The following is an 11781-nucleotide window of genomic DNA, read 5'->3' on the forward strand; positions in this document are numbered from 1 at the left end:
GGCCCGATGCGGGCAGAAAGGGGGGACTGATGATCATGACGTGTCAGTTCGTATGGGGAGGACGGTCGTTGACCTTGAGGTCGCTTTTCGGCAGGACAGGCAACTGCGCGGGCACGTTATCGGGACCGACGAACGTGAACGACGCCACCTTGATCGGGAACGCGCCGGGATAGTCCCCAGCGAAGCACGGCTCGATGCTCTGTTCGTACGCCGCTTCGTCGCGACTCGTGTGGATGCGCTTCCAGCGCGTCGCGGCCCCATTGAGGGGTGGCCGCCGTGTGGTCCACGGAAGTGACTGTGACATTGACCACGTAGTTCTTGCAGATACCGCCGTGCGCCCTGAAGTCGAGCACATCAGGTCGTGGTCCTCACTGCCGGTCCACAACGTGAGATGCCGGGTCAGACGTGCTCTCGGGCGGAGCCACGCATCGGTAAAACGCTTTGCGGGAGTATTCATTCCGTGCATTCCTGTCCGGTTTAAAGGAACGATGCGAAGCTGGTCAATTCGCACGTTATCAAATCGGATAAACGTAGCAGAAACGCCACGTGGATATTGTCACTAATGGTCAATAGACTTGGCCGTTTTTTCAGAGGACAGTAACTTCTGATAAATGCCATGCTCCGCGCATGCTGTTAAGAGTCGCTAACAACTCGTCCGCGAAGCGCGAAGGGCTAATGGCATCAGAAAGAGACGGCAACGCGACATGAATATTGAGATCCCACTTAAAGCGAACGCGCAGTTTGTCGAGGCTAGCAAACTGGCGGAATCGGCTCGACCATCTAGCGATACCGTCCGAGGCGTTCCCTGCCGTCCTCCTGGCGATGGGCGATACCGGTGTGGCGTGGCTTCGGGTAATGCCGACAGCGGGCGAAGTCATAGCGCTAGTCCGCCTGCAACCTGCCGGGGCGTGTGTGCGTTTGGCCATTGGGGCTGGCACCACTGGAATGGCGGCGGGCGTGGACTGGAGCGCTATCGAGTCGTGCCGGTTGATACCCGTCACAGCGATGGTAATCGGAATACCGCGTCCGTCCGCGGCAATGCGCCGTTTTGACCCGCGCTTCCGAGGGGCTGTCGGGATGGTGCCGCTTTCCTGGCCCGCCGGGTCCGGAAACATTGATCACACCAAGGCGCGCCCACTTCCAATCAATCTGGTAATGCGCACGCAACGGCCAGGCATCGCCGGATGCAACGGCTTCAACACGCCGCGAACCTGCCACACCGGGAACAGCCGCCAGCACGTCATGTCGCTCTACTGAAACCCAGTTTCTTCGACAGGCCTTCCTTAGAAATGCTTGTCGCAGGCCATACAGGATGCCATTAAATGCTGCACCATCATTCGCCGTTCGGCGTTGCGTGCCGTTGGGCGATGGCACAAACACGGAAACAGCGGTTCCAATGCCCCATAACGCGTTACTGATCTTGCGCCTCGAGGCGCCGCAGGGATATGACGTCTATCGCCTCATGTCCGTCATGTTGGCCACTCTAACTGTCCGCAGCACTACGGGCGGGGGAGCTCTATTCTCCGTCCGTGCCGAGCCGCCGCCGCAACGTGGCGGCGAAGCGATCGAAGGGCAACGTGGAGGCCGCGAGCGCCGTGACGTCGGGGTACGCCTCGCGCGCGATGTCGGTCAGCACCTGGCCCGGGGGCGCCTCGGCGAGCACCGTCGCGCCCATTTCCACCATGACCGTGAGCGCGTCGAACCAGCGCACGGTATAGCGCATGTTGCTCGCGAGGTCTGTGCGAATCGCCTCGCCGGTGTAGAGCGGCCTGCCGCCGCGATTGCCGACGTAGGTGCGCTGCGGCGCGCGGAAGGGAAGGTCGCGCGACCAGGCGCCGAGTGCATCGGCGGCGTGGGCCAGCAGCGCGCAATGCGACGGCACGCTCACGTCGAGGCGCGTCGCCTTGCGCGCGCCCGCCGCGAGTGCGCGTTCGATGAACGTGTCGAGCGCCGCGTTCGCGCCCGCCATCACGATCTGGCGCGGCGCATTGACGTTGCCGACGTAGACGCGCGGATGACCGTCGCGCGCGTGCTCTTCGGCAAGCCGCTCGCATTGCGCTTCGTTGAGACCCGAAATGGCGGCGAGGCCGTAGCCCGACGGGTACGCGCCTTCCATCAGCTCGGCGCGACGGCGCACCATCTTCAATGCGTCAGCGAACGCGACGGCGCCGCAGCTCACCGCGGCAGGATAGGCGCCCACCGAGAGCCCCGCGCAGATCTGCGCGTGCAGCCCTTCGCGTTCCAGCGCCCGCCATACGGCCACGCCGGCCACCATGAGCGCAATCTGCACGGCTACGGTGGAGTGCAGCGCGTCGGCGGTGTCGAGGGCGAGCACGTCCTGGTTCAGCACATCGGATGCTTCGGCGAGCGTTTCGCGCACCGCCGCATGCTCCGGCAAACGATGCAGAAACCCTGCGCTTTGCGCGCCCTGGCCGGGAAAGAGCAGCGCGAGCATCACGCTGTCTCCGCAGGCAACGCCCACGGGTCCGCCACGAGCCGTGCCCCCGCGGGATCGCGCACGAGCACGCGCGGCTTGCTCATGGCGAGTTCGGCCAGCGCGACGCCGCCCATGGGCGTTTCGATCTGCACGTCGATGCGCAGGCCCGCGTGCGTGGCGTACTCCGCGAGGGCGGCTTGCAGGTCGCGCGCGGTGGCGCACGCAAGCCGGTGGGGCGTGCGGACTAGCAGATCGAGGTCGCTCGCTTCGGTTACGCAGGGCATGCCTGTCGCGAGTTCGAATCCGCTGCTTCCGGTAGGACCCCAAACGAACGATGCGAGCGGCGACGCCGCGCTGCGCAGCGCTACGAGCGCGCGCATGGCGGGCAACGCGCGGCGGGTGGGCACAGGCGCTACGTGGAGAAGGTCTTCGGGGGCAATCGACGCTTCGATGTCCGCCGTTTCGGCCCACGTGCCATAGCGCTGCGCACGCGCGCTGCCGCGCACGCCGACAGCGACGAAACCCGTTGCCGCAAGCGCTCGCCGCACCACGACGAACGGCGCGCGCGTCCAGGCCTCGCGCACCCAAGGCGGCTCGTTTTCATAGGCAGACAGGCGCGCGAGACGCAGCAGATCGTGCGCGCGCCAGCGTGCGTCGGTTGTGAGGTCGGTTGTGAGCTCAGCGGCGGCCTTCGCGTGAGCAGTGTCGGCGTTTGCATGGCCGACTCCATCAGCGAATTCGTCAGCAGGCCTGACGCCGGCCTTCGCGCCCGACTCCGCGACTGCAAACGGCGGTGGCGCGCACGCGCGCATTACGCCTCGTTCCACTGTTCGGCTAGCCGCCGGCGCACTTCGATGGACGCGGCGCGCGTCTTCTTCGCAGTCTCGGACTGCAAGCGATGCGAGAGATCGCGCGAACCGGCGCCCACCTCGCGGACCTCGCGCACCATCTCCACCAGCACGCTGCGCACGCGTTCGATCTGCGCGTCGTTGGGGGCGTCGGCGTCCACGCCGTCGATGAGCCGGTCCAGCAGACCGAGCTTCGCGAACGACGCCATCGAATACGACATCGGCACGATGGTCTCGCCGAGCGCATCGAGCGCTTCCACGGTGCGGCGCGTCACGCGCGCCGCGGCCTCCTTGCCCATGGCGTGGACCATGGTGCCCGGCGCGTCGAGCGCGACGATACGGTTGGCCTGATAACCGTGCGCGAGGAACGCGCCCGACATCGCCGGCCCGACGATCAGCGCGACCACGGGATGCCCGGCCTGGCGCGCCGACGCGTAGGCGTCCACGGCGGCGGCGCACGCGAGGTGAATGCCGAGCATTTCCTCGCGATAGCCGTACGCCTGGCTCTTCACGTCCACCACGGCGACGATGGGCCGGCGCACGTCGCGCGCGGCGTCTTCGGCAATCGCTTCGCGAACGGCCTGGGCAAGGCGCCAGCCCTGTTCGAGGCCGACCACGTTGGTCGTGGCGCGCGGGAAGCGGTTGCCGGCATCGGGCACGACGGCGATGAAGCGCGCGCGTTCGTCGCCGAGCGGCGCGTCCGCGCTCCAGACGGGCGCAGACGTCGCGCTCTCGCCCGCGAGCGCGCGAAACCAGTGCGCGCCGCGCGTGTCGGGTTCGATTGTCTGAGCCGCCTGGGGCGTTTGAGCCGGAGGGTCGCCAGCGCGTGCAGGTTCCCCACCGTGAAACACCGCACGCATGGATTCGGGCGTCACCGTGGCGGGGTCGATCTGCGCGAGGCGAGCCAGATAAGCTTCCACCTGCGCGCTGCGCGGCGTGCCATCGAGGCCGCGCGCGAAGGCCGCGCGCACGGCGTCGCGCATGGCGTGGGCGTCGTCGTCCACGAGCGCATCCGCGAGACCCGTGGCCGCGCGCTGCGCGCCGCCGATCAGTTGCCACACGTGGCGGCGGTCGCTCGAATCAAGTTCTTCGATGCCCGCTTCCTGTTCGATCACTTCAGGGCCGTTCATGCCGAGCCGCCCCTGTTTCGTGATGACGAGCGACGAGCACAGCGCCGCCGCAAGCGACATGCCGCCGAAGCACCCCACCATGCCCGCGATCACGCCCACCACGGGCACGTGGCGGCGCAGCGCGACGATGGCCGACTGGATCTCCGAGATCACGGCGAGCCCAAGGTTCGCTTCCTGCAGCCGCACGCCGCCCGTCTCGAACAGCACGACGGGACGCACGATGCGGCCGCGCTCGCAGTCCGCCAGCGCGAGTTCGAGCGCCGCGGCTATCTTGCTGCCCGAGACTTCGCCGATGCTGCCGCCCTGAAACGCGGACTCGATGGCGGCCACCACGGCCGGTTCGCCGTCGATGCTGCCGCGCGCGATCACGACGCCGTCGTCCGCCTGGCAGACGATGCCTTGCAGCGGCAGCCACGGCGATTCGATGTGGTCGAACGGACCCAGCAGTTCGCGGAACGAGTCCGCGTCGAGCAGGGCGCGCGCGCGTTCGCGCGCCGAAAGCTCGATGAAGCTGTCGCGCAGCAGCGGTGCCTGAGCCGCTGCGGTTTGTACGCCGGCTTCGCTCATGGGCGGCCTCCCTCGTTGTTGCTTTCTGCGGACCCGGTGGCCTCGGCGGCTTCCACCGCTTCCGCGAGACGCAGCGCGACGACGCCGGGCGTGGCGCCAAAGTCGTTGATTTCGATGCTCGCGGCGCCGTCGTAGCGCGAGAAGAAGCGGTCCAGCACGCTTTTCCAGATGTGGCCGTAGCCGTCCACGCTCGTGCGCACTACAACGTGCGCGCTCATCGCGCCGGCGGGCGAGAGCAGCACTTCGAGGTCGCCCGAGCCCACCACGCCCACGTGCGCACGCGCCGTCAATGCGCGGTGCGCCGGGTAGTCGAAAGTCAGTTGTTCCATGAGCTTGTCCTTCCGCGGGTGCGGTGTCGAACCAGTCTGTCGATGAAAAGGGTGGCGGCGAGCAGGTCCGCGGCGCCGCCCGGCGAGGCGTTCAGGTCGAGCAGGCGCCGCTCCAGTGCAGCGAGCGCCGCGCGGCCCGCGGGCGTGGCGCTGCCGCCCTGATCGAGCACGCGCTGCGCGCCGCCGCGGCCGGCTTCGAGTCCCGCCAGACCCGCGCGATGCAGCAGGCAGGTGTCGTCGAGCGAGGCCATGATGGCGAGCAGCGTATCGAGCCGCGCCGCGGTTTCGCCGATGCCGCGCGCGCGTGCCGTGCCGAGCGCGGGCAGGCCGATCTTGATCACATGTGGAAAGCCGTCTTGCGCTTCGCGCCGCGCGCCGCCTACCTGGAAGCGGGCGCGCACGCGCTCGCCGTTGCTGTGGGTGGGCACGGCGTGAAGATCGGGGAAGGCGGCGATCTGCGCGGCGAGCGAGCCGATGCGGGCGGCGCGGGCGTAGTGGTCGTCGTGCTTATGCTCTGGGGCGCTGCCCAGGCAGCGCGCGACGTCGCTGAAATCGCGGTGGGTGCCGCTTGCAGCGAACGCACAGCTTTCCGGCGCCGCGTTCGGCCACGCATGCGAGGCAACGGCGGCTGCGTTTGCAACAGCAGCACCAGGCGAGTCGATTGCCGCGCCCGCCACGAGCAGACCCACAATCCAGATCGCCCCGCGATGCGCGTTGCTGCCGCCCGTGGCGCGCAGCATCTCGGCTTCGCCGTGGCGTCCGATGCGTGCGAGTTCCGTGCGCATCGCTGCCGAGGGCTCGCCGTGCGCGAGCGCCGCGCGTGCGAGCGCGGCGAACGTCGGCGCGAGCGTGTGCGCGGAACGCAGCATGGTGGCGAGATTCAGATCACGATGTGCGCCGCTGCCGCGTGTGTCCACGAGCGCGGGCTTCGGTGTAAGCAGTGCTTCGTCCACGAGCGCTTCGACGGCAAGGCGCGCGAGCAGGGCGTCGGTTTCGCGTGGCAGGGACGCAGCGGCGAGCGCTTGCGCGCGGGCGAGTTCGTTGCCCGCCGCGGCATCGACTGCCGTCCCGGACGTTTCCGCGCAGCCGTAGCCAAGGGCCGCTGAATCCCGCGTCGCGCACTGAGGAGGCATCGCGCTCACCAGCTGCGAAAGCGGGCCGGCGGCGCGTAGAGTCCGCCCGACCAGGTCACGAGGTCGTCGATGCTGCGCGCCGCCAGCAGCGAGCGCTTCGCATCGCCGCGGCGAATGCCGAGATCCTCGGGGAAAGCGACGACGCCGCGCCGGCGCAGCTCGTCGGTCTTCTCGCGTTTTGCCGTGAGGCCGATGGGCGTGACGCCCGCCACCGCGGCGAGCGCGGCGCGCCGTTCCTCGACGCCTTCGGCCTTGTGCAGATGCGCGATGCCTTCCTCGGTCACCACGTGGCTCACGTCGTCGCCGTAGATCATCACGGGCGCCACGGGCATACCGCTTTTCTCGCCCACGGCCACCGCGTCGAGTTCTTCGACGAAGGTGGGCTCGCCGCCTTTCTTCCAGGTCTCGGCCAGTTGCACGACGAGCTTGTGTCCGCGCGAGACCGGCCCCTGGTCCTTCAGCAGCTTGAGCCACGCTTCGCTCGCGTGGCGCCGGCCGCGCGGATCGTGGCCCATGTTCGGCGCGCCGCCGAAGCCCGCCAGGCGCCCGCGCGTCACGGTGGACGAGTTGGCGTCGGCATCGATCTGCAGTGTGGAGCCGATGAAGAGATCCACGCCGTACTGGCCCGCCAACTGGCACAGCACGCGGTTCGACCGCAGGCTGCCGTCGCTGCCCGTGAAGAAGACGTCGGGGCGCGCGGCGATGTACGCCTCCATGCCCACCTCGCTGCCGAAGCAATGCACGCTCTCCACCCAGCCCGATTCGATGGCGGGAATCAGCGTGGGGTGCGGGTTGAGCGTCCAGTTGCGGCAGATCTTGCCCTTGAGCCCGAGGCTTTCGCCGTAGGTGGGCAGCAAGAGTTCGATGGCGGCGGTGTCGAAGCCGATGCCGTGATTGAGCGAACTGATGCCGTAGGGCGCGTAGATGCCCTTGATCACCATCATCGCCGTGAGCACCTGCAGGTCGCCGATGTGGCGCGGGTCGCGCGTGAAGAGCGGCTCCACGGCGAAGGGGCGGTCCGCTTGCACGACGAGGTCCACCCACGAGCCCGGAATGTCCACGCGCGGCAGCGTATCGACGATCTCGTTGACCTGCACGATCACGATGCCATGCCGGAACGCCGCGGCTTCGGCGATGGTGGGCGTGTCTTCGGTATTCGGGCCGGTGTAGAGGTTGCCGTGGCGGTCGGCTTTTTCCGCACACAGCAGGGCCACCTGCGGCGTGAGGTCCACGAACATGCGCGCGTACAGCTCCACGTAGGTGTGGATCGCGCCCACTTCGAGCTGGCCGTCTTCGAGCAGTTGCGCCACGCGCAGGCTCTGCGGCCCCGCGAATGAGAAGTCCACGCGATGCGCAATGCCGCGTTCGAACAGCGCGAGATGCTCGGGGCGGCTGATGCTCGAAATGAGCAGATGCACGTCGTGCACGCGTTCCGGGTCCACCTTCGCGAGCGAGCGCGAGAGGAAGTCGGCCTGCTTCTGGTTGTCGCCTTCGAGCGCCACGCGGTCGCCTGGGCGCACGAGCTGTTCGAGCGCATCGACGATACGTTCGCGCGGCAGCACGCCGTCTTCGAGCCACGGTGCGACAGCGGCAAGGCGCCGGGCCTTTTCGTCGCGCAGCGTGGTCCACGAACGCGCGGCGCCCGCGGTCGGAGAAGCGGAGCCTGCGGCGTGGTTCGGCAACGGGGAGAGCATCTCGGCTGGGGGCTTCATCGGCAGGTTCAACTCCCGTTTTGAGCGCGCGGGCGACGGCCACGCGCGCGGGGTGTCCGTGTTCCTACTCCTGCGGCGGCATCGGCACGCGCGCGGTCGGTAAGAAAACGATGGATCAGTTCGCCCGTGCCGAGCAGATGCGCGGCCACGAGCGACTGTGCCGCCGCCGTGTCGCTGCGCACGACGGCATCGACTATGGCGCGGTGCTCGGCGTCCGATTCGCCCTTGTACTCGGGCAGCCCGAACTTGAGCCGCAGATAGCGTTCGCCGCGCCGGTGCAGCGCGGCGATCATCTCGATGAGGCGCGGCCGGCCCGACGGTTCGTAGAGGCACATATGAAACGCCTCGTTGCGCGTGACGTAGAGCGACGGGTCCGGCTCGCCTTCGGCGGCATTGCAAAGCGCACGCGCGCGAGCCAGCGTTTCGGGCGTGTGATGCGGAATGGCGAGCCCGAGCGCGAGGCTTTCGAGCGCCGAGCGGATCTCGTAGATCTCGCGCGCCTCGTCCGCCGAGAGCGGCGCGACCGTGGCGCCCTTGTTCATCTCGACGTTGACCCAGCCTTCGCTTTCCAACTGGCGCAGCGCTTCGCGCACGGGAATCGCGCTTACCGAAAAGTGGCGCGCGATCGTGTCCTGACGCAGCGGGGCGCCGGGCGCGAGCGTGCCATCGATGATCGCCGTGCGAAGCGCGTCGGCAATCACCCGCGAGGTGCTGGCACGAGGCGCGACCGCGACCCCAAGGCGAGGCGTGGCGGTGCGATCCAGGGGAAAACCATTCGTTGCGTCATTCATGGGATTGCATATTATATATAAAAACAACCAAATTCCAGTCAGGATCGGCCCCAGGGTTGTACTGCCCCGAGGCCTTTTTTCTACTGCATTCCAACCGTATCCCCCGGAGACAGGAGCATGTCGAATTCAATCACGGACCGCGCGCAGGGCGCGCCACGCGCGGCGCGTACGCCGCTCAACCGCTCGCAGATTGCGGGATTCTGGGGCGCCTGGGCGGGCTGGACGCTCGACGGGATGGACTCGTTCATCTACGCGCTCGTGCTCACGCCCGCGCTCACCGAACTGCTGCCGCGCTCGGGCTATGCCGCCACGCCGGGCAACGTCGGCCTGGCGGGCTCCATTCTCTTTGCGCTCTTCCTCGTCGGCTGGGGGCTCTCGTTCATCTGGGGGCCGCTCGCCGATCGCTTTGGCCGCACCAAGGTGCTGGCTGGCACCATTTTCATGTTCGCCATTTTCACGGGGCTTGCGGCAACGTCCCATAGCGTCTGGGAACTGGGCGTGTACCGCTTTCTCGCGGGCGTGGGTATTGGCGGCGAATGGGCGCTGGCCGGGACCTACGTCGCGGAATCATGGCCGGAGGACCGCCGCAAGATGGGCGCGGGCTACCTGCAGACCGGCTACTACGCGGGCTTCTTCCTTGCCGCCGCGCTGAACTACACGGTGGGCGTGCACTTCGGCTGGCGCGCGATGTTCCTGACGGGCGCGGTGCCGGTATTGGTCGCCATCCTCATCCTCACGCGCGTGAAGGAATCGGAGAAGTGGCAGAAGGCCGAGGCCAAGGTGGTGCGCACGCGTCCGCTGCACGAGATTCTCGGACCGGCTTACCGCCGCCGTACGTGGGTGGCCTGTGCGCTCCTGACCATCGCGATCATCGGGCTGTGGGCCGGCGCCGTGTACGAGCCGTCCGCCGTCATCCAGCTCGCGCTGAAGTCGGGCATGGCGAAGGCCGATGCCATCAAGACGGCGTCGCTCGCCACGGGGCTGCTTTCGATCGGCACCATCCTCGGTTGCCTTGCGCTGCCGCCGATGGCCGAGCGTATCGGCCGCAAACGCACACTCGCGGTGTACTTCTCGGGCATGGCCGTGGCGATTGCGGGCAGCTTCGGCTGGGCGTTCTATCTGCCCAACGGGCTCGCGCCGTTCATCGCCTGGCTCTTCGTGCTCGGCTTCTTCGGCGGCAACTTCGCGCTCTTCAGCCTGTGGCTGCCCGAGCAGTTCGAGACGCGCGTGCGTGCCACGGCGTTTGCGTTCTGCACGTCGTTCGGGCGCTTCGTCGGGGCGGGCGTGAACTTCCTGCTGGGCGCCGCGGTGCTCAACATGCACACGCTCGGCGTGCCGGTTGCATTGACGGCCATCGTGTTCGTCGCGGGTCTCTTCATCATTCCGTTCGCGCCGGAAACGAAGGGTGAGGTGCTGCCGCAGTGAGCGGTGAGGGAAGTGAGTGGTGAGGGGGCGGGTTTTGGGGTTCAGCCCGAAGCGCCCCAAGCGGGCGGGCCGGCCTATCATGACGCGTGCGGCGGTTGATTGGGCACGACCCAGCGAGATATGACCCAAGCGGGGCACGACCCAGCGGGACACGACCTGGCGGGACATGACCTGGCGGGACATGACCCAAGCGGGACCCGACCCGACGGTTCGCCGCCCCACGAAACACCGCCCGTCACCCTTCGCTCCCGAAGCGATCACTGCCCATGCCCTTCGATCCCGACCGATATTTCGCCCGCATCGGCTACCGCGGCGCCCGCGTGCCGACGCTCGACGTGCTGACGGAGCTGCATCGGCTGCATCCGCATGCCATTCCGTTCGAGAACCTCGACCCGCTCGCGGGCCGCCGTGTCGTGCTGACGCTGCCCGCCATCGCGGAGAAGCTCGTGGAGAGCCGTCGCGGCGGTTACTGCTTCGAGCACAACACGCTGTTTGCGCACGTGCTCATGCAACTAGGCTTTCGCGTGACGCCGCTGATCGCGCGCGTGCTCTGGGGCCGCGGACCGGACGCTGTAACGGCGCGCTCGCACATGCTGCTGCGCGTCGATCTGGACGACGGACCCTGGATCGCGGACGTCGGCTTCGGCGGGGTCACGTTGACCGCGCCGCTGCGTCTCGCGGCGGGCGGCGTGCAGCAGACGCCGCTGGAAGCGTGCCGTCTCACCGAAGCCGCAGACGGCGCATTCGACTTCGAAATCCAGGCGCCTCGCCAGGAAATTTCCCAGGAAATCTCCCAGGAAACTTCACAGGAAGCTTCGCAAGACACCGCGCAATCCGCCGCCGATAGCAGCTGGATCAAGGTCTACCGTTTCGATCTGCGGCCTGCCGAGTGGATCGACTACGAAGTGGCGAACTGGTACACCTCCACCTGGCCCGAATCCATCTTCACCCACAACCTGATGGTGTGTCGCGTGATGCCGCACGGTCGCGCCACGCTCTTCAACGACCGGCTCACCGAGCGCGCCAGCGACGGACGCGGCACCGACCACGCCATCGGCAGCGCGGCCGAACTTGGCGAATGTCTGCACGAGCGCTTCGGGCTGGACATCGCCGGCATGGATCTGGACGCCCTCTACGCGCGCGTGCAAGGGCGCGGCATGAACGTTTGATCGGGCGCCGGCCCGGCCTCCTTCTTTTTCTTCGGCACGACGGCACCGTGCCGGCCCGCGCGAGCGCGTCACCGCGCCGACGCGCTCGCGTGCCCGTATGGGCCGCTCGCACACCGCCTAAGCCCACCCAGCGCGCATCGTTTCCACGTCAACCTGTCTAGACAAAACGCACCGTGCTGGCGTGCTTTTGCACCGCCCAAGGGACGTAAACGGCCGTTTTCGAAGCACGGCACGCCGGGC

Annotated in this window: 10 protein-coding genes and 1 pseudogene; 2 read left to right on the top strand and 9 right to left on the bottom strand. The window is 67.8% G+C overall.

From position 1 onward, the window contains the following. Positions 1–43 precede the first annotated feature (43 nt). The 9 genes and pseudogenes from P2869_RS22735 to P2869_RS22770 all read right to left on the bottom strand — a co-directional run bounded on the left by P2869_RS22735 (position 44) and on the right by P2869_RS22770 (position 8947). Entirely contained in the window at positions 44–304 is a 261-nt protein-coding gene (locus tag P2869_RS22735; protein ID WP_277599639.1) for a hypothetical protein, read from the bottom strand. Between the two features lie 1212 nt (positions 305–1516). After that, on the bottom strand, positions 1517–2455 hold the full coding sequence (gene mdcH, locus P2869_RS22740; protein ID WP_277599827.1) for a malonate decarboxylase subunit epsilon: 939 nt from the start codon (positions 2453–2455) through the stop codon (positions 1517–1519). Continuing rightward, on the bottom strand, positions 2455–3249 hold the full coding sequence (locus tag P2869_RS22745) for a malonate decarboxylase holo-ACP synthase (protein WP_277599640.1): 795 nt from the start codon (positions 3247–3249) through the stop codon (positions 2455–2457). The genes mdcH and P2869_RS22745 overlap by 1 nt, the downstream gene beginning before the upstream one ends. Then, positions 3249–4067 (bottom strand): biotin-independent malonate decarboxylase subunit gamma, encoded by an 819-nt coding sequence (mdcE, locus tag P2869_RS31135; RefSeq protein WP_346833759.1) that lies wholly within the window; start codon positions 4065–4067, stop codon positions 3249–3251. The genes P2869_RS22745 and mdcE overlap by 1 nt, the downstream gene beginning before the upstream one ends. Positions 4068–4130: 63 nt before the next feature. Then, positions 4131–4982: pseudogene (locus P2869_RS31140) on the bottom strand (biotin-independent malonate decarboxylase subunit beta); the annotation flags it as partial. Further along, the gene (locus P2869_RS22755; RefSeq protein ID WP_026121211.1) at positions 4979–5311 is read right to left on the bottom strand and encodes a malonate decarboxylase subunit delta; all 333 of its coding nucleotides are present in this window, start codon (positions 5309–5311) and stop codon (positions 4979–4981) included. The gene P2869_RS22755 and the pseudogene P2869_RS31140, both read right to left, overlap by 4 nt. Further along, positions 5299–6444 (bottom strand): triphosphoribosyl-dephospho-CoA synthase, encoded by a 1146-nt coding sequence (locus tag P2869_RS22760; RefSeq protein ID WP_277599642.1) that lies wholly within the window; start codon positions 6442–6444, stop codon positions 5299–5301. The genes P2869_RS22755 and P2869_RS22760 overlap by 13 nt, the downstream gene beginning before the upstream one ends. A gap of 5 nt (positions 6445–6449) precedes the next feature. Continuing rightward, complete coding sequence (gene mdcA, locus P2869_RS22765; protein ID WP_277599828.1) at positions 6450–8138, bottom strand: malonate decarboxylase subunit alpha; 1689 nt, start codon at positions 8136–8138, stop codon at positions 6450–6452. 26 nt (positions 8139–8164) lie between these two features. Then, positions 8165–8947, bottom strand: coding sequence for a GntR family transcriptional regulator (locus tag P2869_RS22770; RefSeq protein WP_277599643.1), 783 nt, complete (start codon positions 8945–8947; stop codon positions 8165–8167). A gap of 117 nt (positions 8948–9064) precedes the next feature. Here P2869_RS22770 and P2869_RS22775 point away from each other — a divergent pair, with 117 nt between their 5' ends. Then, positions 9065–10372 carry an MFS transporter gene (locus tag P2869_RS22775; protein WP_017773638.1) on the top strand — a complete coding sequence of 436 codons (1308 nt, stop codon included), beginning with the start codon at positions 9065–9067 and terminating at the stop codon, positions 10370–10372. A 266-nt stretch (positions 10373–10638) separates the two neighbouring features. Further along, positions 10639–11541, top strand: coding sequence for an arylamine N-acetyltransferase (locus P2869_RS22780; RefSeq protein WP_277599644.1), 903 nt, complete (start codon positions 10639–10641; stop codon positions 11539–11541). Positions 11542–11781: the final 240 nt, after the last annotated feature.

Origin of the sequence: Paraburkholderia sp. SUR17 (assembly GCF_029536165.1) — a bacterium.
GTDB lineage: Bacteria > Pseudomonadota > Gammaproteobacteria > Burkholderiales > Burkholderiaceae > Paraburkholderia > Paraburkholderia kururiensis.

Excerpts from the sequence above, each read along its gene's own strand:
- P2869_RS22735 (WP_277599639.1), bottom strand. The coding sequence starts at position 304 with ATGTCACAGTCACTTCCGTGGACCACACGGCGGCCACCCCTCAATGGG.
- P2869_RS22760 (WP_277599642.1), bottom strand. The coding sequence starts at position 6,444 with ATGCCTCCTCAGTGCGCGACGCGGGATTCAGCGGCCCTTGGCTACGGC.
- P2869_RS22755 (WP_026121211.1), bottom strand. The coding sequence starts at position 5,311 with ATGGAACAACTGACTTTCGACTACCCGGCGCACCGCGCATTGACGGCG.
- mdcH (WP_277599827.1), bottom strand. The coding sequence starts at position 2,455 with ATGCTCGCGCTGCTCTTTCCCGGCCAGGGCGCGCAAAGCGCAGGGTTT.
- P2869_RS22770 (WP_277599643.1), bottom strand. The coding sequence starts at position 8,947 with ATGAATGACGCAACGAATGGTTTTCCCCTGGATCGCACCGCCACGCCT.
- P2869_RS22745 (WP_277599640.1), bottom strand. The coding sequence starts at position 3,249 with ATGCGCGCGTGCGCGCCACCGCCGTTTGCAGTCGCGGAGTCGGGCGCG.
- mdcA (WP_277599828.1), bottom strand. The coding sequence starts at position 8,138 with ATGCTCTCCCCGTTGCCGAACCACGCCGCAGGCTCCGCTTCTCCGACC.
- P2869_RS22780 (WP_277599644.1), top strand. The coding sequence starts at position 10,639 with ATGCCCTTCGATCCCGACCGATATTTCGCCCGCATCGGCTACCGCGGC.
- P2869_RS22775 (WP_017773638.1), top strand. The coding sequence starts at position 9,065 with ATGTCGAATTCAATCACGGACCGCGCGCAGGGCGCGCCACGCGCGGCG.